The sequence below is a fragment of the Streptococcus sp. Marseille-Q5619 genome, assembly GCF_946901205.1.
In the GTDB taxonomy this organism is placed as follows: domain Bacteria; phylum Bacillota; class Bacilli; order Lactobacillales; family Streptococcaceae; genus Streptococcus.
The window spans coordinates 61026-84009 of the sequence record NZ_CAMPPO010000007.1 but is presented as its reverse complement, the minus strand read 5'-3'; the positions used below and the strand labels follow the sequence as shown (position 1 = coordinate 84009).

21 protein-coding genes are annotated in these 22984 nt (G+C 41.6%); 2 read left to right on the top strand and 19 right to left on the bottom strand.

Features of this window, described 5'->3' with window-relative positions; all coding sequences use genetic code 11:
* Window positions 1-141: 141 nt before the first annotated feature.
* From OC530_RS09125 to OC530_RS09060, 14 genes are all read right to left on the bottom strand, one after another.
* Entirely contained in the window at window positions 142-489 is a 348-nt protein-coding gene (locus tag OC530_RS09125; RefSeq protein ID WP_112444860.1) for a type II toxin-antitoxin system RelE/ParE family toxin, read from the bottom strand.
* Complete coding sequence (locus OC530_RS09120; RefSeq protein ID WP_112444862.1) at window positions 479-766, bottom strand: type II toxin-antitoxin system RelB/DinJ family antitoxin; 288 nt, start codon at window positions 764-766, stop codon at window positions 479-481. The genes OC530_RS09125 and OC530_RS09120 overlap by 11 nt, the downstream gene beginning before the upstream one ends.
* 162 nt (window positions 767-928) lie before the next feature.
* Window positions 929-1540 carry a 30S ribosomal protein S4 gene (rpsD, locus tag OC530_RS09115; RefSeq protein WP_000092756.1) on the bottom strand — a complete coding sequence of 204 codons (612 nt, stop codon included), beginning with the start codon at window positions 1538-1540 and terminating at the stop codon, window positions 929-931.
* A 194-nt stretch (window positions 1541-1734) separates the two neighbouring features.
* Window positions 1735-2787 carry a HAMP domain-containing sensor histidine kinase gene (locus OC530_RS09110; RefSeq protein WP_218764667.1) on the bottom strand — a complete coding sequence of 351 codons (1053 nt, stop codon included), beginning with the start codon at window positions 2785-2787 and terminating at the stop codon, window positions 1735-1737.
* Window positions 2784-3482 (bottom strand): response regulator transcription factor, encoded by a 699-nt coding sequence (locus OC530_RS09105; RefSeq protein WP_000520637.1) that lies wholly within the window; start codon window positions 3480-3482, stop codon window positions 2784-2786. The genes OC530_RS09110 and OC530_RS09105 overlap by 4 nt, the downstream gene beginning before the upstream one ends.
* A gap of 166 nt (window positions 3483-3648) precedes the next feature.
* On the bottom strand, window positions 3649-5892 hold the full coding sequence (locus OC530_RS09100; RefSeq protein ID WP_262081122.1) for a PavB family fibronectin-binding SSURE repeat adhesin: 2244 nt from the start codon (window positions 5890-5892) through the stop codon (window positions 3649-3651).
* Window positions 5893-6007: 115 nt separating this feature from the next.
* Entirely contained in the window at window positions 6008-7024 is a 1017-nt protein-coding gene (locus OC530_RS09095) for a glycosyltransferase family 2 protein (protein ID WP_262081121.1), read from the bottom strand.
* Between the two features lie 272 nt (window positions 7025-7296).
* On the bottom strand, window positions 7297-7962 hold the full coding sequence (locus tag OC530_RS09090) for a TrkA family potassium uptake protein (RefSeq protein WP_050226157.1): 666 nt from the start codon (window positions 7960-7962) through the stop codon (window positions 7297-7299).
* Between the two features lie 13 nt (window positions 7963-7975).
* Window positions 7976-9355: a potassium transporter TrkG gene (locus tag OC530_RS09085; protein ID WP_262081120.1), complete on the bottom strand. Its 1380-nt coding sequence runs from the start codon at window positions 9353-9355 to the stop codon at window positions 7976-7978.
* Between the two features lie 33 nt (window positions 9356-9388).
* Window positions 9389-10153 (bottom strand): nucleoside phosphorylase, encoded by a 765-nt coding sequence (locus tag OC530_RS09080; protein ID WP_173253465.1) that lies wholly within the window; start codon window positions 10151-10153, stop codon window positions 9389-9391.
* Window positions 10154-10811: 658 nt separating this feature from the next.
* The gene (locus tag OC530_RS09075) at window positions 10812-11369 is read right to left on the bottom strand and encodes a sugar O-acetyltransferase (protein ID WP_262081119.1); all 558 of its coding nucleotides are present in this window, start codon (window positions 11367-11369) and stop codon (window positions 10812-10814) included.
* A 109-nt stretch (window positions 11370-11478) separates the two neighbouring features.
* Window positions 11479-11682 carry a hypothetical protein gene (locus OC530_RS09070; protein ID WP_262081118.1) on the bottom strand — a complete coding sequence of 68 codons (204 nt, stop codon included), beginning with the start codon at window positions 11680-11682 and terminating at the stop codon, window positions 11479-11481.
* Between the two features lie 30 nt (window positions 11683-11712).
* Window positions 11713-12567: a VOC family protein gene (locus OC530_RS09065; RefSeq protein ID WP_262081117.1), complete on the bottom strand. Its 855-nt coding sequence runs from the start codon at window positions 12565-12567 to the stop codon at window positions 11713-11715.
* Between the two features lie 241 nt (window positions 12568-12808).
* Window positions 12809-14041 carry a carbohydrate-binding domain-containing protein gene (locus OC530_RS09060; protein ID WP_262081116.1) on the bottom strand — a complete coding sequence of 411 codons (1233 nt, stop codon included), beginning with the start codon at window positions 14039-14041 and terminating at the stop codon, window positions 12809-12811.
* Between the two features lie 229 nt (window positions 14042-14270).
* Here OC530_RS09060 and OC530_RS09055 point away from each other — a divergent pair, with 229 nt between their 5' ends.
* Both OC530_RS09055 and OC530_RS09050 read left to right on the top strand, forming a co-directional pair.
* The gene (locus OC530_RS09055) at window positions 14271-15047 is read left to right on the top strand and encodes a polyphosphate polymerase domain-containing protein (protein WP_262081115.1); all 777 of its coding nucleotides are present in this window, start codon (window positions 14271-14273) and stop codon (window positions 15045-15047) included.
* Complete coding sequence (locus OC530_RS09050; protein WP_262081114.1) at window positions 15040-15723, top strand: DUF4956 domain-containing protein; 684 nt, start codon at window positions 15040-15042, stop codon at window positions 15721-15723. Before OC530_RS09055 ends, OC530_RS09050 begins: the two co-directional genes overlap by 8 nt.
* Window positions 15724-15948: 225 nt before the next feature.
* Here OC530_RS09050 and OC530_RS09045 read toward each other — a convergent pair whose 3' ends face one another.
* The 5 genes from OC530_RS09045 to OC530_RS09025 all read right to left on the bottom strand — a co-directional run bounded on the left by OC530_RS09045 (window position 15949) and on the right by OC530_RS09025 (window position 22981).
* The gene (locus OC530_RS09045; RefSeq protein ID WP_262081113.1) at window positions 15949-18240 is read right to left on the bottom strand and encodes a choline-binding protein; all 2292 of its coding nucleotides are present in this window, start codon (window positions 18238-18240) and stop codon (window positions 15949-15951) included.
* Between the two features lie 476 nt (window positions 18241-18716).
* Window positions 18717-19904 (bottom strand): CAP domain-containing protein, encoded by a 1188-nt coding sequence (locus OC530_RS09040; protein ID WP_262081112.1) that lies wholly within the window; start codon window positions 19902-19904, stop codon window positions 18717-18719.
* Window positions 19905-20047: 143 nt separating this feature from the next.
* Complete coding sequence (locus OC530_RS09035; RefSeq protein WP_262081111.1) at window positions 20048-21085, bottom strand: aldose epimerase family protein; 1038 nt, start codon at window positions 21083-21085, stop codon at window positions 20048-20050.
* Window positions 21086-21200: 115 nt separating this feature from the next.
* The gene (locus OC530_RS09030; RefSeq protein ID WP_262081110.1) at window positions 21201-22367 is read right to left on the bottom strand and encodes an SIS domain-containing protein; all 1167 of its coding nucleotides are present in this window, start codon (window positions 22365-22367) and stop codon (window positions 21201-21203) included.
* A 209-nt stretch (window positions 22368-22576) separates the two neighbouring features.
* Window positions 22577-22981: a PTS sugar transporter subunit IIA gene (locus OC530_RS09025; RefSeq protein ID WP_262081109.1), complete on the bottom strand. Its 405-nt coding sequence runs from the start codon at window positions 22979-22981 to the stop codon at window positions 22577-22579.
* Between the last annotated feature and the right edge of the window lie 3 nt (window positions 22982-22984).

Here is a 22984-nt window from a genome sequence, read left to right as displayed (position 1 = left end):
ACGTTAATAAGTAACGGAGCTAGAAACACTGTGAGTAAAGTTTCTAACATATGTAACACCTCCCTTCCTTAAAGTGAGGGGGCCAAAATATTATATCATCAATATCACGTAATTCCCAAACAAAAACGCCTTCCTAAGGCGCTATTTTTTCTTGATCAAGCGGATGTAGTCCTGTTTGCTATGAATAATATCTGATACAAAGACAGCTTTTCTATACTCTAAAATATGATAGAATGCTAGGTAATCTCCTAAAATGATGCATCGAGTTTTGTGGGATGGGTATATAATCCCTCCTACTCTTTCGTCAACATCAAATCCTGCTTCTGGGAAGACTTCAAGACGCTCCAAACCATAAAGAACATTCTTAACTGTGTTTGCTCCTGCCTGTTCTGAAAAGTAGTTAGCTGAGATATAATCTTTAATACCTCTTAGCTGTTCTTGTACCGTTTCGGAGATAATGATGCTATATGCCTTCTCGTTAAATTCCAAGGTTAGCCCTCACTTCATCAAGACTGTAAGTTCTTCCATGTTCTAAATCGTCAAAGCTACGGGCAATTTCAGCACGCAACCTTGATAGAAGTTCTTCTCTTTCTTTGTCTACTTGGGTTTCAAATGGCAAGGATTTATGTTCTACAATGCGTTCTAAAAACAAGTTAAAGCTGGCTGTCATATCAAGATTTTGCGCTGTGATAATCGCTTTAGCCTTCTCTAACAAGTCTCTGTTAGTCTTAAAGTTTACCTGTGTGTTTTTTTCTAAAACATTCATGGTAGCACCTCCTTTATACTATTATATCACTTTGAACTATATAGGTCTAGTTACGTATAGACGATTATAGCTGGATACTAAGAGAAATCAAAAAGCACTAAGGGAAAACGCCCCAAAGTGCTTAATATCAAGGCTCTAAAGCCTATCTGATTCAATAAAATATTACAACATTTTGTTGTAGAATTCAACGACAAGGGCTTCGTTGATTTCTGGGTTGATTTCGTCGCGTTCTGGCAAGCGAGTCAATGAACCTTCCAATTTTTCAGCGTCGAATGATACGAATGCTGGACGTCCAAGAGTAGCTTCTACTGCTTCAAGGATAGCTGGAACTTTCAATGATTTTTCACGAACTGAGATCACTTGACCTGGAGTTACGCGGTATGATGGGATATCAACGCGTTTTCCGTCAACAAGGATGTGACCGTGGTTTACGAATTGACGAGCTTGACGACGAGTAGTCGCAAGACCAAGACGATAAACAACGTTATCCAAACGACGTTCCAAAAGAAGCATGAAGTTGAAACCTAGGATTCCGCCTTTGATTTTTGTAGCTTGTACGAACAAGTTACGGAATTGTTTTTCACCTACACCGTAAGTGAAACGAAGTTTTTGTTTTTCAGCCAATTGCAAACCGTATTCTGACAATTTAGAACGGTTGTTTGGTCCGTGTTGTCCTGGTACGTAGTTACGACGTGCCAATTCTTTACCTGTACCTGTGAGTGAAAGGCCAAGGCGACGAGCTTGTTTCCAAGATGGTCCTGTATAACGTGACATGTGAATGTCCTCCTGATATAAATAATATTTCGGTGGAAATAGTCACTTAGAAAGCCCTGATTCGTGCAGATGCCCTTCGCCTAAACAGCCAAGGTTACTTATCATAAGACATCTGTTGACGAGCTTCATGCTTTCCTGCTGATATTTCACACAAAATCCATTTTACCATGAATAGCTGGATTTGTAAAGGGGTTTTAAGCTTTATTTTCACTACCAGAGAGATTGAGAAGGAGGGTAAAGGTGCTTCCGAGGCCGTACTGGCTGCTGACTGTAATTTCTCCACCCAATTGATGGGCCAATTCACGCGCAATCGCAAGTCCTAAGCCATGACCACCTGTTTTCATGTTACGCGAAATTTCTACACGATAAAGGCGTTTGAAAATATTCTCCAAATCCTCTGGAGCAATACCCTGCCCCTCATCCGTTACACTGATTGAAAGCTGGTTCTTCTCCAGCTTAGCCACCACTTCCAGCTTGGTTCCTGGAGCTGAGTATTTAAAAGCATTATTAACCAGATTCACCAAGATACGAGAAAGTTTGGCATAATCTCCCTCAATCCGGGCAGACTCTGGGATTACCTGCAAGTGGACATCTCTTCTCTCCTGCTCAATCAAGAACTGAAATTCACTCATGCACTCAATCAAGAGCTGGTCCAGAAAAATACTGTCTTTACTGGTCATATCCGCCTGATTTCTGGCTGTGTTTAGGGTCAAAAAACTCAACTCCTCAACCAGTTTATTGAGTCTTTCCGTCTGGCGTCCAATGGTTGCTAGATAATGAGCTTGCTCCGACTCCTTGATAACCCCATCCAAAATCCCTTCTACCGTCGCTTGGATCGAAGTGATAGGAGTCTTAATATCATGCGAAAGTTGAGCAATCATCAAGCCCTTTTCTCGTTCGCTTTCTTCCAAGGAATCAAAGCTGGCCTGCAAATCATGGGACATTTCATTAAAAGCTTGCCCTAATTGTTGAAATTCTAAAGGACCTTGAACCTCCAAATTTAAAGGAAAATCCTTGTCCGCTACCCGCTTGGCATGCTCCTTGAGTTTGCCCAACGACGTAAAGACCGGCGATAGGAGAAAGAGACTAATCCCAGCACCGACAAGGCTGGCAACGATGGTCATCCCAAGCAAAAAGTAAATCTCGCTTTTCTCAATCAGCATTTTTTGAACAGCCCAAAAAACAACCAAAATGGTTAAGAGGGTTGAAATAATATATCCAACCAAAATATAACTTTTTAGTTTCATGTTTGTCCTCTCGGTTTCTCTATCTTATATCCCAACCCCCAAACTGTCTTAATAGTGGGCGTTTGGTCACTACTATATTTTGCCAACTCCTGTCGAAGAGCATGAATATGCACATTCAAGGTGTTGGTGTCATCCACATAGTCTTCTTGCCAGACCTTTTCATAGAGGTCTGTCTTGGAGAAAACTCGCTCTGGATTGCTAGCTAAAATCCACAGCAATTCAAATGATTTAACAGTCAAATCCAGCATTTCTTCTCCTATTTGAACTTCATGACTACTATGATTCATTTTCAGATTGCCAAGGGAAATCAGCTCTGTTTCGCCCCCACGATGAAGGCGGCGCAAAATATTGTGGACCCGCAAAACTAGCTCACGAGGGCTAAAGGGCTTAGCAATAAAATCATCTGCTCCCAAGCTCAGACCGTAAATCTTGTCCTGTTCACTGGTCTTAGCAGTAATAAATAGGAAAGGCTGCTCTGGTGATAAGTATTGAACCTCACCGATTAAATCATAACCATCCATCCGAGGCATCATGACATCTGTGATAATCAAATCAATCGGTTTTTTCTTGAACAGCTCTAGCGCTTCCAGTCCATCATGGGCTACCAAGACCTGATAACCTGCCTGAATTAAGTATCTCTGATGAATATCTGTGATTTCTACCTCGTCGTCAACGAGTAAAATTGTCTTTCCCATCTGTCTCTCCTTTGATAAAAACAGTGCTATACTGCTTTAAGTATAACACTATTTTTATTGTTTTACGATGATTTTAATCTGCTATTGAAAGAAAGTCCTGATTGCTGATTGAGTTGGTAAACTAGCCTTAGTCAGCCCACTATCCATCATTTATTTCCTTAGCTGATTAGTTTTCTTCTTTTTTGTTTTTCAAACCTAGACCACCGAGTAAACCTGCGAGTGCAAGCCCAAGGAAACCAATACTTGCCATTGATGTTTGAGCTTCACCAGTATTTGGTAGCATAGCTTTATCATCTGACATCATCTTGTCTGACATCATCGTATCAGCCATCTTATTGGCAGAAGCAGCCATGTTTTCACCTGCCATCGTATTGGTAGAGCTTGTCATGGTGTCAGCAGGCATGCTATCTGTAGTACCTGGAGCTGGAGTCTCAGTCTTCATACCTGATTTTTCCATTTGGTCATTTGCTGGCATTGCTTTATCAGTCTCTTTGGCTGGTGCCATCATGTCCTTATGGTCAGCAGCTGTTTGATGAGTCGCACCTGTAGCATGACTGTGATTCATCGGAGTCACGCCAGAACCAGAGTTAGAAGGTGAGAATGAACCATTTGCTGTGTCTGATGTTTCTTTAACATTTATCTTAATAGTGACTTTTTTAGTTGCTACGATATTTGTCAAATCTGCTTTACCATCTTTGTTGCCATAGACATTGACTGTAGCGCTGTAAGTTTGAGTACCGTTTGCTCGGAACTGGTCAATTAAATCTTGACCTTGTTTACCAACAGTATTGCCATTTAAGTCTACTTCATAGAAGTATTGACCTTTTGTTTTCACATTTTCTCCTAATGGAGATAAAGCAGGATTTTTAGCTACACCATTATCAGACCATGGAGCCTTGTCAGATGCTTTGAGCAAGAGACGAGTCAACATGCCATCACCTGCGAAGAGTTCATATGGAATTACTTGGTTTACACCGGCAGTGAAAGGACCTTTTCCTTCAGCTTTTTCAAGATAAGCAGCAGGAACATCAATACTGTCTTTAACGTTATCTTTAACAGCTTTTTCGACAGTTTCTTTAGCAACTAATCCATTGATGTTGATGTCTACATTTTTAGTAGCAACTAGATTAGTCAAGTCAGCTTTACCGTCTTTATTTCCGTAAACTTTAACAGTAGCTTTATAAGTTTGAGTACCATTAGCACGAAGCTGATCAATTAAATCTTGACCTTGTTTACCAACAGTATTGCCATTTAAGTCTACTTCATAGAAGTATTGACCTTTTGTTTTCACATTTTCTCCTAATGGAGATAAAGCAGGATTTTTAGCTACACCATTATCAGACCAAGGAGCCTTATCAGAAGCTTTTAGTAATAGACGAGTCAACATACCATCACCTGCGAATAGTTCATAAGGAATTACTTGGTTTACACCGGCAGTGAAAGGACCTTTTCCTTCAGCTTTTTCAAGATAAGCTGCTGGAACATCGATACTGTCTTTAACGTTGTTTTCAACTGCAGAGTTAACATCGCTTCTTGTTACAAGACCGTTCAAGGTAATATTGACTTTACGTTCCTTGACAACCTTAGTCAAATCAGGTTTATCTCCGGCTGCTTCATAGACAGTCAGGGTAGCTTCATAGGTATTTGTACCATTAGTACGAAGTGTATCTAATAAATCCTGACCCTGCTTACCTGTGGTGTTACCATTCAAAGATACTTGATAGTAATACTTGTCATCAGGTAAATTTTTCACTGGTGGAATTTTCTCGTTTTGAGCGACACCGTTATCTGACCATGGAGCCTTGTCAGATGCTTTGAGCAAGAGACGAGTCAACATACCATCGCCTGCGAAAAGTTCATATTTAAGTGGTTTGTTTACACCAGCCAAGAAAGGACCGGGAACTTTGGCTTGTTCTAGGTAGCCAGCTGGGACATCGATACTGTCTTTAACATCCTCATCGACAGCTTTTTCAATATCTGCTGGAGTTGCTTGTGTCCCTGCCACATCAGCTGTATCTACAGCTTCTTTTAAGACATCTGTTAGCTCTGGATTTTCTTGTTCTTCTTCACCTTTTTCAAAAAGTGTATCCAGACGAGAAGGGCTTGTTTCCTCGCTCACTTCAGTTCCTTCTGTAGGTGTCGGAAGTGAATTCGTATTTCCAGCAACGACCTCAGGTTTCGCTTCAGCAAGAACGGTGTCTCCCTGAGTTTCTGCTAAGTCACCCTCTTTCGTTACCGATTCCCCTTCGGGTAAGACTTGAGCAGGGGTTGGATTGAGCCCATCGGCACGTACAGAACTTGGCTGACCAACTAGGACAAAGAAGCCACTAGCCACAACAACTGAGGCAACACCGACACTAAGACGGCGAATAGACCAACGAGTATATCTTTGATTTGGATTGAATTTCATAGGATTCTCCTTAGAGTTTTTCTTTATTTGATGACTCTAGTATAATCTCCTAAAATTAAAAAGGACTAAGAAAAAGTTAAAATTTTTCTTAAATCCCTCTTATAAAATACTTATATCAATTAAATCCATAAACAGATTTGGTGATTTGATAGACAACATTGGACAGTTTGCGGGCTGGCAAGACTGAATGTTTGGTCAAACGGCTGAGCATGGTCTTGCGGATAGCTTGAAAAACCTCTGGATTTTCCTGCTGAATATAGGTCCACAGCTCCCGTTTTTTGGCAAGATGCTCTGCTGTGCCTGCTCGGTTGAGCAGGGCACTGGAAATCACCGTCGTGATTTCAATATGATTCAGCAGATATTCTCGCATTTTGGGGTGGCTCACTTGGGATAAATCAAGCTGGTCTACCAAGAGTCGATTGACTTTCAGTTGCTGGTCAATGCGCTTAATCATCACTTGCTCATTGACAGACTGGTCCTCACGCCCAATCAAATAACGATAGAAATCGACAGGCAGATAGTACATGGTCTTGACCTGCTGAAGGGGGGTAAAGACAAAGAGATTATCGACATAAAAAGTATGTTCAGGCAGTTGGAACTGGCTAGCACGCAACAAATCTGTCCGATAAATCAGCGAATGCATCATGATATACTGGCCTTTGGAGAAATTTCCGACCTGGTCCCAGCCAAAAATCTGCCGAACAGGCAAGACTGACTCATAACTCATACTCTTCTTACGAGACTGACCTTCCTTTTCATAGACAAAATTGGTCACAAAGGCGTCAACCTCTTGACCCTCGCTCTCTAGTTCCTGCAAGGTTTCAAGAATCTTTAGGTAAGCACGAGGATCCACCCAGTCATCACTGTCAACTACTTTAAAATAACGACCAGAAGCCTCTGCCAAGCCACGATTGACAGCACCGCCATGGCCCTTATTTTCCTGATAGATGGCTCTAACGATGTTAGGATACTTGCTAGCTAAATGCTCAGCGATTTCCTGAGTCTGGTCCTGAGACCCGTCATTGATAATCAAAATCTCAACTTGCTCACCACCAACCACTAGCGACTCCACACAGTAATGAAGATAGGCTGCAGCATTATAGCTAGGAATGGCGATAGACAATAACTTCATAATCTACTCCTTTAGGGGACTGATTTTTTCTTATACTCTTCGAAAATCTCTTCAAACCGCATCAACCCTATCTGCAACCTCAAAACAGTGTTTTGAGCAGCCTGCGGCTAGTTTCCTAGTTTGCTCTTTGATTTTCATTGAATATTACTCTCTCTTGTCACTTCTTTCTATTTTACCATAAAGTCCAGCCTTTGAAGAACTTTTACTAGAATACAAGGGGTGCTATCTCTATTTGCTATCTTGGGAATCAAAAAAGAGGGAAGCTCCCTCTTTTACGAATTCAATGCTGCTAGGGTATCCAAATACTGGTTGTTGATGACTGCCAAAATATAGGTATCTGCCTTCAAGAGGTCATCTGGTCCAAATTCAACATCCAATGGGGAATTTTCCTGCTCTCGGAAACCCAAAATATTCAGATTGTATTTGCCACGGAGGTCTAATTCACTCAGACTTTGACCTGCCCAAGACTGAGGAATCTTCATCTCCACAATAGAGACATTTTTATCCAACTGAAAGACATCAACACTATTATGGAAAAGAATGGTCTGTGCTAGAGACTGCCCCATTTCATACTCTGGCGAGATAACCGAGTCAGCTCCAATCTTTTCCAGCACTTTCTTAGCTGTATGGCTTTTGACCTTAGCAATAACAGTCGGTACCCCCAAACTCTTACAGTGCATAACCGCAAGCACACTCGACTCCAAATTTTCACCTGTCGCGACTACAACGGTATCGCAGGTATCAATCCCTGCTGATCTCAATAATTCTTCATCTGTGATGTCACCAATCACTCCACGCGCCAAAACTGGCTCAAACTGATTGATGCGCTCTGCGTGGTCATCAATAGCGATAATATTCATATCCTGCTTGGCTAGGGCGGCTAGGACACTGCTCCCAAAAATTCCCAAGCCTAAAATTCCAATCGTACGATCTGACATGCTCTTTCCTTTCTTAACCAATACTAATATCTGCTTTCATATAGTGAATCATATCTTTCTTTTCTGGATGGTAATCTGCTAGACTGACCAGCAGGGTCAAGGGACCAATTCGTCCGATAAACATGAGAACCATAATCACACTTAGAGCTAATTTCCCTAAATCTGGAGTTAAATTTGCCGTCACTCCGACTGTCCCAAGAGCAGAAATGGTTTCAAATATGAGGTGGATAAAGGGAGGATTTCCCTTGGCTGTCATCCCTAGTAAAATCAAGCCCAGCAAGAAGGTCATCAAAAAGATAATAAAGACACTAAAGGATTTTTGAACCGTTCGCGGCGCAATCGTCCGTCGAGCGACATTGGCATGAGGTAAGCCTAGAAGCTCACTTCGTGCAAAGACCAAGAGGACAAAAAATGTGGTAATCTTGAGCCCCCCAGCTGTTCCTCCTGGAGCCCCACCTAGAAACATCTGCAAGATATAAATCAATAAGGTAACAGGACGAGCCATGCTGTAATCAATTGTCCCAAAACCAGCCGTTCTCATGCTGACAGTTTGGAAAAAGCTGACCAAGACCTTATCTGCAACAGGGAGATTGCCAATCGTCCCTGCATTGTTCCATTCAAGAGCGAGACTGCTCACCGTCCCAAAAGCTAGTAGCCCCACCGTCAGTAATAAAACCAGTTTGGTGTGAAAATGCAGGCGCCCTTTTTTCTTTTTCCCTATATGCGTAGCAAGGTCAAACCAGACCATAAATCCAAGACCACCTGTGATAATCAAGCCTGCGATGACCAGATTGACCAAGGGGTCAGTCTGAAAAGCAATCAAGCTCGTACTTCCAAAATTATCAAAACCTGCATTACAGAAGGCGGATATAGCTAGAAAAATAGCACTAAAGAGACCGCGCCCCCAGCCAAGTTGAGGAACAAAACGAAAACTGAGGAATAGAGCTCCCAAACCCTCAACCAAAAAAGTCGTGAGAAAAATAGAATAGACAAACTTTCTCAAAGATCGAGTCTCTCCATAACTAAAACTATCCTGAATAGTTGCACGGCTACGAAGACTAAGCTTTTGCTTGCTCTGGATATAGAAAACTCCAATAAAGGTCATAAGCCCCAGACCACCAATCTGAATCAAGAACATACAAATGAGCTGACCCCAAATATTGTAGGTGTCAGCGACAGGCTGGGTAAAAAGACCTGTCACACAGACCATAGATACAGTTGTAAAAAGATGATCAAAATAAGTCGCTTGAGAGCTAGTCACTTGCACAAAAGGCAAGCTCAAAAGAAGAGAGCCTAGTAAAATGACCAAGGCAAAACTCAAAAAAATACGACGAGCTGGCGATAAACGAGATAAGCCTAGCTCTATTTTTTCCTTAGATAATTTGAATAACATACATCCATTGTACCATAAAAAGAAGGAGAGGAGTTAGATCTGAAAGGCTATTTCAAGGCAGAGTTCTAGCGCCTTATCAAAAGCTTCCGAGCCCCAGTCACGACTATCGTACTGGTCCAAGTCAGCTAGGGAATCTGCTGTGAACAACAATTCTCCCCAGAGAACCCCACGCAGTTGGGCTACTGCCGCAAGCGCAGCACACTCCATCTCTACAACAGCACAGCCTTTTTCCTTACGATAAGCCACCTTTTCAGCCGTTTCTCGGTAAAAACCGTCTGTCGTCCAGGTCATGACTTCTTCATAAGGAATCTCTCTGGCTTCCAAAACTTGCTCAATAGCAGCAATAGCCTCTGGCTGCATTTCCATATAACGAGAAGGTGCCACATAGTGGTAACTGGCTCCTTCATCTCGCAGAGCGCGAACAGGGACTAGAAAGGCATTTTCCTCTATATCGGCTAGCACACCACAGGTACCTGTGGAAATAATCTTCTCCACACCATATCCAATCAACCAATCCATAAACTGGGCTGCTGGAGCTGAACCAACAGGAGCCTGAGCCAGACAAATTTCCTCACCCTTGTAGTTGATGACATAGACTGGATAGGTTTTGGTAGCAGAAACGAATTCGCCGACACAGTCCGCTCCTACTCCCCTCGCATAACGGTCAATCTCTTCACCTAAAAATGCATAGACACATTTCTTGGGCAAGTGCAAGTCCAGCCCCTCGTGATTGGGCATGATAACCGCCTGGGGATTATCATCAAACTCTAAAATGGGAATCGCATGTTTCTGAATCATAGCCCACCTCCTCTAATTTTGTACTATTGTATCAAAAATTGACGGAGTGTCAAGGAGGAGGCTGAGAATAAAAACAATACAATAACAATATTTTTGACAGAGACTCTTTTTAATGGTACAATGGACTTGCTTAAAAGTTCGATGAAATAAGCATATAAGAAAACACCACCGGTTGCCGCCAGTGGTGTTTTTTTGCGCTTGCTCAAGGCGCTCAGGCTATTTCTTTTTCTTGTCGCATTTGCTTGCTACAAATCGGATAAGCCACTCCGATAAGACATTCGCTAGTGTACCAGCAAGAATAGGTAGCAAGACAAGTTCGATGAAAACGCACATAAGATCACCTCCTGCCTGCGCAGTCTAGTGTTTGCGACCTTACTATTGTATCATCTTTGACTGAAAATAAATAGAAAAATCATTGATATCATCTAGTCATCCACAAAAACTCTCTCCTACACTAATACTTCTTGTATCAAAAATCATCCCAATTACAAGATGCTTTGCAATTGCTTAATGAAGCAGACTTGCTAAGATATAGAGTAGGTGAATGTGAACCGGGTAAAAATGTAGAAGAAGTTTTTATCTCCACTCCCTTTTTCTCCATTATAGAAGAACAAGGGAATGACAGAAAAGAAACAACACCCGCTGTTCCTTTCTACTTCTATTTCACAGGTATCTTCTTAATCACGCGCGCAGGGTTGCCACCTAATACAACATTGTCCCCAAAGGACTTGCTAATCACGGCCCCTGCTCCTGCGACGACATTATTTCCAAGTGTGACTCCAGGCAGGACAATGACGCCACCACCAGCCCAGAAATTATCTCCGATTGTGATAGGTTTACCGTACTCGATACCTGAATTGCGCTCATGTGGATCCAGCGGATGAAGTGGAGTCAAGAACTGACAGTTGGGACCAATCATGGCATTGTCCCCGATACGAATCGGACAAACATCCAGCATGGTCAAGTTCCAATTAGAATAAAAATTTTCCCCTAGATGAATATTGACACCGTAGTCCACCATCAAGCGAGTATTGATATAAAGATTTTTCCCAGTCGAGCCAAACCAAGCCTTAATGATTCCAGCTCCCTTTAAGGGATCTTCTTCTCGGTTAAAGGCAGCCTGTTTTTGGCGAGAAGCCTGAGCCAAGGCCCGCAATTCTGGGTCCGATGGACGGTAAACCTCTCCTGCTATCATTTTCTGGTATTCACTGGTCATTGCATTCTTCTCCTTATTCCCTACTATCATATCAAAATATTTACAGATTTGACTAGGATAAGGAGCATTTTATACAATTTATACTCTTCAAAAATCTCTTCAAACCGCGTCAACGTCGCTTTGCCGTATATATGTTACTGACTTCGTCAGTTCTATCTGCAACCTCAAAACGGTGTTTTGAGCTGACTTCGTCAGTTCTATCTGCAACCTCAAAACGGTGTTTTGAGCTGACTTCGTCAGTCTTATCTACAACCTCAAAACAGTGTTTTGAGCAGCCTGCGGCTAGCTTCCTAATTTGCTCTTTGATTTTCATTGAGTATTAGATGCTGGTCTTTCTCACATCCTATCTAGCTAAGCGGATACGCGTCACGATTCCATCTGGGTCTGTCACTTCCAACTGAGTTGATGTCAGCCACTTGATAGGCTCTTCAACTTCTTGTCCTCTTTCGGCAATTGCTAGAAGTTCTTCTTTGCTTGCGACTGCAATGACATAGTAGGCCAAGCCGGGTAAACCTTGTTCACGTCTGGTTAGCCTTTTTCCTCCCCACTCGTTGACCGCTAAATGATGATGATAATCCCCAGACGCAATCCAACTAGCACTAGGTAGACTAAATTTATCCTCTAGTCCTAAAACCTTTTGATAAAACTGGCTTGCTACTTGACTATCCTTGACTGAAAGATGAATATGCCCCATGCGCGTAGTAGAGGCTATCTCAAAAGGTTCTACTTTACGTCCCATCTCATATATTTCTTGAGCAGATAAGGCTTCGGTCACTCCGACAATGCGCCCATCCTCACGAATATCCCAGTCCTCTACAGGCTTATCCCGATAAATTTCAATCCCGTTCCCTTCTAAATCTTCCAAATAGATTGCTTCACTGTAGCCATGATTCGCCCCACCGACTAGCTGAATTTGCAGCTCTGCTATATGCTTAAACAGATTTGCCAAATCCTCACGACTTGGTAAAAGGATAGCTAGGTGATAGAGACCATAGTGATCTTGCACCTCCTCTAGCCTGTCTGTTTTCAGTAAATGAACCAAAGCCTTTCCACCAGCTCCTAAAATACTTTCAGATTCTGTCTGAGAAAGGATTTCCAAGCCTAGAATCTGATGATAGAAGGCAGTCTGACTTGCCAAATCCTTAACATTTAAAACTGCCTCTGCCAAATAAATCTTACTATTGTATGCGTAGGTCATCTATTTCTCCTTTGTTCTGTTTGTTGTAACTTTATTTATTGCAACATTATACTCCTTTTTTACTTGGAGTCAAGTAGAACAACTCAAATAGCAGGACAAAACGATGTTGGGCAAAAAGTCGACTTCAGGAGAAAATGAAGTAAATCTCCCCACAATAAAACGCATAGTACCAAGGTTTCTCAAGACCTGATACTATGCGGTTTTCTGATTTCAAAGACTTCTTGCCCAGCCTCGTTTTTGTTTATCCTCGTCCGCCAGGGCCTGGACCGCCAGGACCTCCATTCGGACCGCCGCCTCCAGGCATAGAATTGACAATATCTGTTTGTTTTTCGCCGTTGATGTAAATATCCCCACCTGTGTAGGTTGCTGTTCCATCAAAGTCAAAGCCTGATTGTCCTATCAATTTAATGGTTCCGCCTGTGACCGTGATATTCCCGTTTGAGTCAATCGGATCTGTATCCCCTTGACCGACTTCTACAGTTAGATTTCCACCTGTCATAGTAAAGTAAATATCACTTTGCTGGGCATTTTTATTGGCTGCATTGACTCCATCATCTGTCGAGTAGACATTGATATCGCCACCATTGATCGTAATGGCTTTCCCTTCAATTCCTTCAGTCGCATTCTTGACTGTGTAAGTACCACTATCAATCACTAGGTTGCCAGAAGCGTGAATGCCGTCATCGCCTGCTGTGACTGTTATGGTATTGTTCGCCAAATACATATTTCCGACAGTCATATCATCATCATTGTCAACTTTGACACCATCTTCCTTAGCATCAATCGTCATGGTCGCACCAGTGATATTAAGTTCATCATTGACATTAAAGGCATCGCCAACTGATGTGATGTTAAAGGTTCCACCTGTGATGTGGAGGGTGTCGTTAGCCTTGATAGCATTGCTTTTCTTGCCATCCACATTGAGAATTCCTGAGCCATTGATGGTCAAATCAACCTTAGAAAAGAGAGCGGTATTTGCCTTTTCATCACTGTTAGAACTTGAGTCAGAGAGACTGTTGGTGGTTCCCTCTGCTAGAGTGAGGTAGACATGACCTGCGCTTGTAGCCGAAATAGCCGCATCTGTATTGGTCATGGTCGCGCCTTTTAGGACAAGTTTCACATCATCAGACTTATCAGCTGCGATTTTAATTTGCACTCCGTCAGACTGACCTGAAATCACATAGGTACCTGCTTTTGAGATGGTCACCATTGAGCCAGAAACTGTCACACCATCTCCAGAGACGTTTACAGATGAGCCAGATAGCTCAATCTTAGAAGCTGTATTTTCATCAAAAGAAGTGTCGTAGTCCTTTTCTGTAAAATAAGAAGATTGACTGTTTTTAGCTGAAGTTGTGATGGCAGTGGTATCTGCCGCTGCAGTTGTACTTGACTTGGTCGTTGACTGCCCGCAAGCTGTCATCAAGGTCAGAGCTGTTACACTGGTTAAGATTAGGGTCCATTTTTTTGATTTCATACTTTTTTCCTCGTCTTCCTTTAGCTTGAGCTTAGTTTACAGAGAAAGTCTGAAAAAACTCTAAACTTTTTCTGAAAGTTTTCTTAAGTTCAGTTTCAGTTAAGTTATCTTTAACAAAAGTTTTAGGAAAGTTCCCTAGACTAGTCACAAGCAAGTTCAACTTGCCCAGACACATATATCTTCTAATAAGATAGAGTGCTGAAACAGTTTGATAAAGGAGACAGGATTTATGAAACCAATTGAAACAAGCTTTAAACGAATTGAAACCAAATATGTCGTTACCAAGACTGACTTGGCTAATTTAATAGAAGACTTAAAAACATACCTCGTCGAGGATGACTATCCAACATCTACCATTTCTAATATCTACTTTGATACAGAGCAATTTGATATGATTCAGGATGATAGCCAAGGTACTAAGCGTAAAGAAAAGATTCGGATGCGAACCTATCTCAGTCAAGTCCAGCCAGATAGTCAGGTATTTTTAGAAATCAAATCCAAGGACAGAACTGGTGTCGGGCGAAAATATCGTCTCTTGTCGACTCCCCAGTCTATCACCCAGTTTATGACCAAGGGACAGCTGGATAGCAGCATCAAGGACCAAATGATGATTGAAAAAATCCAGCAACTCCAAGAGGAATATCAACAAGCTATCATCCCTCGTATGTATATCTACTACGACCGCTTTTCTCTCAAGGAAAAGAAAGAAATTAGTGGATTTCCCTACAATCAAATTCGTGTCACCATTGACCAAAATCTAACCTATCGTGATGAGAATGTCAGTTTATTTTCAGGAAAAGACGGTTTCCCTCTACTAAACGAGGACATTGTCATCATGGAAATTAAAGCTCCAGGTAGAAAACCCCAATGGCTACAAGATATTCTCGACCAATATGGACTGGTAGAGCAGAAATTTTCAAAATACAGCTGCGCCTACCACAAGTCTCAGGGGCTGGACTATAGCCCACGACCAAGCACAGAAAGTGTAGGTACTACTTATGTCTAATCTTTTCAACTCTATCTTCAACGACACAACTGCCACTGCCAATCCTATCCAGCTCTTTCTGGCTCTCTTGGTCAGCCTGATTTTAGGTTTGGCGCTGACCTGGGCCTACAAACACCGTACCCTCTATACACGGGAATTTGCGGTTAGTTTGACCCTACTCCCCTGCTTGATGACCTTGGTCATCTTTCTGGTAAATGGCAGCCTAGGAACCTCTATCGCCGTTGCAGGAACCTTTAGCCTTATTCGTTTCCGTTCAGCCACCAGTGGCTCACGGGAACTAATTGCTATCTTTCTTGCCATGATTATCGGGCTGGCGGCAGGGACAGGCTACCTAACCTTAGCTGTTCTCTTCACTATCTTTATCTTAACGGTATGGCTTCTTTTAGAGAAACAACAAAGCAAGAGCAACCACCAACGTCGCAGACTATTAACCATCACAATTGCGAACCAAGAAGAGAAACTTCAAACTATCCAATCTGGACTGGCACAATTCTGTACTGAGTTAGACCTCATCTCGATTGATACCAGCAATGATGGAGAACAAGTCACCACTGTCTACGAAGTGGATTTCAAGGCTCAAACCGATGATTTTCAAGTCATCAATTACCTCACTAAAGAACAGGATACTTACCAGGTTTCCCTGACCAAGAATGCCAAGAAGAGAAAGAATTTGTAATTTTCAAATCAAATAGCAAACTAAGAGTCTCTTGAGTGCCGCCATTCTTTACCAATCAAAAAACTCCGTAGTCTCTAGCGCCATAGATCAGGCTAGAGATTACAGAGTTATTTTTTAATCTAAACTTCCTACAAGAGTATATTATCTACTGAAAGGATATGGTATTTGTAGGGAATACTTTAAAGAGTTCTTACAGGAAGTCAGTATTAACTAGTTATATTAGGTTTAGTTTACCCATTCACCATTGGCATTGACTCTATAGCCATCTACAGTTGTGTTGACTGCAAGGGCACCTGAGCCATTGACATTGTACCATTTGTCTGATACTTTGAACCATTGGCTTGCTTTCATAGCACCTGATGCTTCAAGATAGTACCAGGTATCTCCATCTTTCACCCAACCTGTTGCCATTGAACCGTTAGCATTTAGGTAGTACCATGAACCGTTGACTTTAGCCCAACCTGTTGCCATAGCGCCGTTAGCGTTGAGGTAGTACCATGAACCATTGTATTGTAGCCAACCTGTCGCCATTGAACCATTAGCGTTGAGGTAGTACCATGAGCCATTGACTTTAGCCCAACCTGTTGCCATAGCACCGTTAGCGTTTAGGTAGTACCATGAACCGTTGTCTTGTAGCCAACCTGTCGCCATTGAACCATCAGTATTGTAGAAGTACCACATACCGTTTTCTTGTTTCCAGCCTGTTTTTGGAGCGGCTGGTTTAGCTGGTTCTACTACAGAATATGAGCTGTATGATGGAACATATGAAGGGTATGAAGGGACATATGTCGGATTAGATGGTCTTGCAGGAACAGAAGGTTGTGCTGGAGTTTCAGTTTTTGGCGGTTGCTGTTGAATCAAGCGGTTATATGCTTCTTCCGATTTACGAGCATAGTCTTCTTCAGCTTGTTGATCATCTGTTTTCTCTGGTTGAGGAGCTGGAGCTGGTTGAGGTTGTTCAGCTGGTTTTTCTGGTTTTGCTGGAATTTCAGCTGGTTTTTCAGTTTTTGGAGGTTGCTGTTGAGTCAAGCGGTTATATGCTTCTTCTGATTTACGAGCGTAGTCTTCTTCAGCTCTTTGATCATCTGTTTTTTCTTTTGCTTTTTCTTCTTTAACCTCTTCAAGAGCTTTATTGTACAAGTCTATCAATTCGTTCAAAATTGACACCTCTTGCTCCAAACTCCTACCAGCTTCTTGAAAATCAGAATTTGCTTTCATCTCAGCTTGAGATAGTTTTTCAACAGCAGCTTTAGCTCCCTCAATGATAGCGGAATCTGCATTAGCTTCTTCAGTAGCTTTCAGAGTCTCCTTCGCTTTTTCAAGAGCAGCTTTTACTGCTACAGCAATTTGTTGTTTACTTGCTGTCTCTTTATTTAAAGCATCAACTTCCTTTTGTTGTTTAGCTACAGCATCACCTAAATCATCAGCACGATCTTGTGCTTTTTCTGACGCTGGACGTGCAGCATCATTTTCTTCCCCTTTTTTAATTCCATCTTGAATATCTTTAGGTAAGTCTGTTAGAGATTTACCATCTTGCCTTGTGCTATTAGGGAGATTATCTTTCTTTTCGTCCTCTTCTGTTAATACAGGCGCTTCAGCAGCTTTATTAACATCAGCTAGAAGATCAGTAGCTGATAACTCGCCATTCTCAATAGCCTTTAAAACATATTCTTTCCCGATAGCTTCTTTTGCTTTTTCAATAGCTTTAGGCTTATCTTCAGGCTTGATTTTATCACTATTATTGATTTCCGCTATAGTAGCTTCTTCTACTTTATTCAAAAAGTTTTTTAATTCTTCTTTGGCTTCGGCTTCTTTCTTCTCTGCCTCTACTTTTTTCTTCGCTACTTCTTCTTCTTGAGCTGCCTCATCAGATTTTTTCTTAGCTACTTCTTCTGCTTTTTTAGCTTCTTCTGCTTTTGCTTTAGCTTCTTCTACTTTCTTAGTAAGTTCTGGTTTATTTTTTTCAGCCTCTTCTGCTTTTTTCTTAGTTTCAGCTAACTTATCTGGTTCAGGAACTACTATTGTTGTTTGAATAGTATTAAATTTCTCCTTCGCAGCAGTTTCGTGTTCCTTAGCTTTTTTCTCAGCTTCTTCTGCGGATTTTTTCCCATTTTCGTCGTGATTTCTGATAGCATTTAGATAATCTAGGACCGCTTTTTGAACTTCCTCTGTTGCCTTAGCTATCTCTTCAGAAGCTGCTTTTGCTTTCTCTGCTTTCTCTTCAGTTTTCTTCTGATCGTCTTCATATTTTTTCTGATCAGCTTCTGCTTCAGCTAAAACTTTTTTAGCGTCTTCGTATTCTTTCTTAGCAGCTTCAGATTTTTTCATTGCTGCATCGTAGTCTTTCTTAGCAGCTTCAGATTTTTTCATTGCTGCATCGTAGTCTTTCTTAGCTTGAGACTGGTTAGCTACGGGAGCGTCTTCTGCTCTTACAAAAGTAGGCTGAGACGCAACAAAACCAGCCCCTAAGATAGCGACGCTGGCTAGACTTGTTAAAATCATTTTTTTCTTATTCATCTAAATTTACCTCTTTTCTGATAATCATTTTCAGACTATACTATATTAAGTATACCCCCCCCCCCGTAAATACTTGTCAAGTGTTTTATATTACATTTGTGTTACATTTTTGTTCGAGATTTTATTTGTTTTATCAAAGTTTTTATGAAAATAGTTTTGAAAACTTTTGTATTTCTTTACATTCTCTCCCTTAGAGTTTCTCTTTTATACTCCCTTGACTTCAAAAACAAGGTGTGTATTTATTTTTCGATTGCAGATAAAACTCACATTACCATATATCAAAAGGTTGATTTCTGAATTAGGAATAGTCTTGCATATTTGCGATGGATGATGACTCGTTCTTATTTTCAGTGAGTAACAACTGACCCTAGGCACACCAAAAAAAAGAGGTCAATGTTCGCCATCAACCTCTTTCTTATCGTTCATTCTTGTTGCTAGTGAGACGGATAACTTACCTCTCAGTCAGCATGTTCATCCTAGCTTACCCATTCACCATTAGCATTTACACGGTAACCATCTGGTGTTGTTGTGCTAACAGCCAAAGCGCCTGAACCATTTGCATAGTACCAGTGTTGACCTACTTTAAACCAACCCGTTTTCATGATCCCTTCTTCATCAAGGTAATACCAAGTACCATTTTCCTTGTACCAGCCTGTTTTCATAGCTCCTGAGCCATCAAAGTAGAACCATCTGCTACCATCTGTTCCCCAGCCTGTAAACATAGCACCTGAGTTACTTAGATAATACACCGATCCATCAACTTCTACAAATCCAGTCTGCATAACACCTAGATCATTCAAGTAGTACCATTGACCACCTGTTTTCAACCAGCCTGTCTTCACATCACCAGACTCATAAAAATACCACTTGCCATTAGACTGCACCCAGCCAGACTGATCAGACGTAGATTTTCTGAAATCTTTCAGCGGTGTTTCTACAACTATAGCTTTACTTTTAACTGTTGAAAGGTTTGAAGCAGTCACTTCTGTGTACTGAACAGCAGAACCATATCCACCAGCCAATTCCTCTGAAGAAGTCGTAGTTCCTAGAGCCAAAGCAACGGTTGCTGCTTTCTGAGGATTAGCTGCATTTTTAAAAGCAGCAAGACCCACATGGGTAAATTTAGGGTTAATCAAGTTCTCATAATAAGATGAAAATTCTTTTGATGTTTTATCTTTCTTTTTCGCCACATAGTTCGCCTTTTCAGCATGCCAGTTTTCAATTGCTTTTAGAAATCCATCAGGATTCAAATCTAAAGCTTCTCCACTTAGGCTATTACCAGATGGAAAGGCAGTCCAGTTGTTTTTACTGGAAAGACGTTCAGCCTTCAGCGCAACAGATACCTCAGCAGCGCGTACAAAAGCCGTTTTCTCATGGTCAACTGACCATTTGACAGGAACATACTTATCTACCAAACCTTCGTCGGCTGCTTCTTTACGAATTTTATTGATAGCATCTAAAATAGATTGTTGATGAGGAGCCACAAATTCTCCTTTGATTCCAACCAAAACATTGCCACTAGAAGGTTTTAACACCTCTGAGGTCAATACATTACCATCAGCAGATTGCGTTGCCACCAATCTGTCATTCGCAAAAACATCATTTGTCAAAACTGCTCCTGCCAAGGTCAAAGCCAAGGCACTAGCAAATACAATTTTCTTCATTGTTTACTCCTTATATCTTTTGAATCGTATCTTGATAAATACTTTTTGACACTTAATTATATCATATTTTCCTATTCTTTGCCTGTTTCTACTAATGTCATGAAGTAAATAAAACTCACCTCGAAAAGTAGAAGCTTCATCCTTTATTTCACAACAAGCTCATAACGTGTCTTGCTTGTAAAGGTTTGACCGGCTTTAATAATAACTTTGTCTTTGAGGTCGCTATGAATGGCATCTGGTAAAGCTTGCGCTTCAAGGGCAATCCCATTGTGCTGTACCATTGGCCGATCTCCTATGATGACACTCTCATCCACAAAGTTTGCTGTGTAGACCACAAAGCAAGGAGCCTCTGTCTTGAAAAGCAGGAAGCGACCTGAGTTTTGGTCATAAAGGAATCCAGCATTGTCATGACCTGCAGGAAGGGCAAATGGATGATCTAAGCCAGATACCAACTGGATTTGCTCATCTTCTTCTGCAAAGATATCTTTCAACAAGGCACCATTGTAGATGTGTTTGACCACATCACGGTTGGCTTCTGGAGTTTTGGCAGGAACACCGTCGGGAGCGATTGGGTAAATGCCCTCTGTGTTTAGTTGGAAGACATGACGGTCAATCGTCTGCGTGAAATCACCAGACAAGTTGAAATAGCTGTGGTTGGTTGGATTAACCAGCGTATCCTGATCTGTTGTTACCTTGTAGCTGATTTCGTAGGCACCAGTTTCTTCCAAGTAGTAACTGATCCAGATCTTGAGATTTCCTGGAAATCCCCCTATCCCATCTGTCCGCTCTATGTAGAGGGTCAAGCCATGGTCGCTCACTTCAACTAGTTCAAACAAGCTAGAATCCCAACCAGTTGAACCACTATGGTTACAGTTGCTAGCATTGTTGACTTCAAGGTCATAGGTCTTGCCATTAAGCTCAAAGGTCGCACCTGCAATACGCCCTGCTACTGGACCTACGCTCGCTCCATGCTTAGGACTATTGCCTACATAGCTAGTAAAGTCATCAAATCCCAAGATAACGTTGGCAAAATTTCCAGCCTTGTCAGGTGTGACATAACGCAAGATGGTCGCACCATAAGTCATAACCTCAAGCTGATAGCCACCGTCCGTCTCAAAGCGATAGGCCAAGACATCCTTGTCCTCAACATTTCCAAATACACGCTCTGTGTATGCTTTCATTCTGTTCTCCTTTTACTATTTCTCTCAAGCAAACAAACCATAGAAAGCCTACTGACAATCTATGGTCTATCTGATGATTTACAAATCCTCTTGTCAAGAATTCATAAACACTGTTTTACTTTTGATATTCGTGGATGATAACACCTTGTACCACACGGTTTACGGTACCTGTAGGAGACGGTGTATCAGGTTTATTTTCTACCTTGAGTGAAGTTAATAGAGCAAAGAGTTGAGCATAAACGATGTAAGGGAAGACACGGTAAATATCATTCAAGAAACCGCCACAACCAAGGGCCACTTCTTTGACATTTTCAAGACCAAAGGATTGATCACTCAAAAGCACAACACGACGAGCAATCTGGTCACCAGCAACTTCACGAACCAAGTCCAAGTCGTACTTACGAGTATAGTCTGTCGTTGTACCAAAGACTAAGACAACTGTATCTTCGTTAATCAGTGATTTTGGACCGTGACGGAAGCCGACTGGACTTTCATACATGGTCGCCACTTGGCCAGCTGTCAATTCCAAAATCTTAAGCTGAGCTTCATGAGCAAGTCCAAAGAATGGACCAGCGCCTAGATAGATGACACGGTTAAAGTCGAGATCAACAAGCTCTTTAACATCTTCTGCATTGTCTAGAATTTTACGGGCAAGACTAGATACAACTTCAAAACGTTCAGCTTTAACAGCAAATTCTGTAGGATCAAAGACCAAGAGAGCTGTCAACATCATAGAAGTAAAGCTAGAAGTCATGGCAAATCCAGCGTCATTAGAAGCAGCTGGTTGCAAAAGCAAGAGATTGCGATCATCTCCATGAGCTTGAAGAGCCAATTTCCCATCTGCAGCACAAGTAATGGTCACTTGATAAAGCTCATCCACCAAGGCTTTAGCCAAATCAACAGTCGCCACACTTTCAGGCGAGTTCCCACTACGAGCAAAGGATACAAGTACAGTTGCCACATCTTTTTTCAAATAAGTTTCTGGATTGGCAACGATATCTGTTGTCGCAATGGCATTGAAATTCCATTTTCGTTCGTCATAGACTTCCTTAAAGTAAGGTACCAAGGTATCTCCCACATAAGCAGAAGTCCCCGCACCTGTCAAGATAACCTTGATATAGTCATGTTTATCAGCGATCCCTTGTAGAAAGGCTGCAATTTCTTCACGTTTTGCTTGATAAGATTCAAAAGCTTCTTTCCATACATCAGGCTGTTGGTAGATTTCACGTGTAGTGATTTCTGCACCCAATTCGAGCAAGTCTTCTTTTGTATAATGTAGCATTGAATTCCTCTTTTTCTATCAAATATGGGAATGGGAGTAAGCCCCATTCCCATGTATATTCTATATAAAATGCTCTAACGATTTTCACGTTGTCACATGAATTGAATCGAGTTCCAACTAAAATCTTTGGGAAAAAGACCGATTATCGTCGGAGCATCGCTCCATCCTCCTATCGCCTATTTTCCCTGTGATTTTCACGTTGTCATATCTTATTCATCTTCGTCATCATCGAAGCCCGCTAATAAATCATTAACTTTCACAATGCTTTCTGCAGCACGGTTCTTGTAATCCGCATCTGCATCTGTAAGGCTAGCATTGATAAATTCAATCACCATTGGAAGATTCATCCCTGCGTAAAGTTCGATGTCACGACCTTCCATAATCAAACGGCTTACCACGTTACATGGTGTTCCACCGAGAAGATCCGCAAAGACTAGGAAATCATCTAATCCTTCAATAGCAGCTTCAAATTTTGCAGTAAATTCTTCTGGGCCATCTTCTGGAAGAAGAGCCACTGCATGAATATTGTCTTGTGGACCCATGATCATTTCAGTGCTACCTTTAAGTTCTTCACAGAAGCGACCATGACTCACCAAAATTAATGATTTAGCCATAAA

Excerpts from the sequence above, each read along its gene's own strand:
- OC530_RS09120 (WP_112444862.1), bottom strand. The coding sequence starts at position 766 with ATGAATGTTTTAGAAAAAAACACACAGGTAAACTTTAAGACTAACAGA.
- rpsD (WP_000092756.1), bottom strand. The coding sequence starts at position 1,540 with ATGTCACGTTATACAGGACCATCTTGGAAACAAGCTCGTCGCCTTGGC.
- OC530_RS09110 (WP_218764667.1), bottom strand. The coding sequence starts at position 2,787 with ATGAAACTAAAAAGTTATATTTTGGTTGGATATATTATTTCAACCCTC.
- OC530_RS09105 (WP_000520637.1), bottom strand. The coding sequence starts at position 3,482 with ATGGGAAAGACAATTTTACTCGTTGACGACGAGGTAGAAATCACAGAT.
- OC530_RS09100 (WP_262081122.1), bottom strand. The coding sequence starts at position 5,892 with ATGAAATTCAATCCAAATCAAAGATATACTCGTTGGTCTATTCGCCGT.
- OC530_RS09095 (WP_262081121.1), bottom strand. The coding sequence starts at position 7,024 with ATGAAGTTATTGTCTATCGCCATTCCTAGCTATAATGCTGCAGCCTAT.
- OC530_RS09090 (WP_050226157.1), bottom strand. The coding sequence starts at position 7,962 with ATGTCAGATCGTACGATTGGAATTTTAGGCTTGGGAATTTTTGGGAGC.
- OC530_RS09085 (WP_262081120.1), bottom strand. The coding sequence starts at position 9,355 with ATGTTATTCAAATTATCTAAGGAAAAAATAGAGCTAGGCTTATCTCGT.
- OC530_RS09080 (WP_173253465.1), bottom strand. The coding sequence starts at position 10,153 with ATGATTCAGAAACATGCGATTCCCATTTTAGAGTTTGATGATAATCCC.
- OC530_RS09075 (WP_262081119.1), bottom strand. The coding sequence starts at position 11,369 with ATGACCAGTGAATACCAGAAAATGATAGCAGGAGAGGTTTACCGTCCA.
- OC530_RS09070 (WP_262081118.1), bottom strand. The coding sequence starts at position 11,682 with ATGAAAATCAAAGAGCAAATTAGGAAGCTAGCCGCAGGCTGCTCAAAA.
- OC530_RS09065 (WP_262081117.1), bottom strand. The coding sequence starts at position 12,567 with ATGACCTACGCATACAATAGTAAGATTTATTTGGCAGAGGCAGTTTTA.
- OC530_RS09060 (WP_262081116.1), bottom strand. The coding sequence starts at position 14,041 with ATGAAATCAAAAAAATGGACCCTAATCTTAACCAGTGTAACAGCTCTG.
- OC530_RS09055 (WP_262081115.1), top strand. The coding sequence starts at position 14,271 with ATGAAACCAATTGAAACAAGCTTTAAACGAATTGAAACCAAATATGTC.
- OC530_RS09050 (WP_262081114.1), top strand. The coding sequence starts at position 15,040 with ATGTCTAATCTTTTCAACTCTATCTTCAACGACACAACTGCCACTGCC.
- OC530_RS09045 (WP_262081113.1), bottom strand. The coding sequence starts at position 18,240 with ATGAATAAGAAAAAAATGATTTTAACAAGTCTAGCCAGCGTCGCTATC.
- OC530_RS09040 (WP_262081112.1), bottom strand. The coding sequence starts at position 19,904 with ATGAAGAAAATTGTATTTGCTAGTGCCTTGGCTTTGACCTTGGCAGGA.
- OC530_RS09035 (WP_262081111.1), bottom strand. The coding sequence starts at position 21,085 with ATGAAAGCATACACAGAGCGTGTATTTGGAAATGTTGAGGACAAGGAT.
- OC530_RS09030 (WP_262081110.1), bottom strand. The coding sequence starts at position 22,367 with ATGCTACATTATACAAAAGAAGACTTGCTCGAATTGGGTGCAGAAATC.
- OC530_RS09025 (WP_262081109.1), bottom strand. The coding sequence starts at position 22,981 with ATGGCTAAATCATTAATTTTGGTGAGTCATGGTCGCTTCTGTGAAGAA.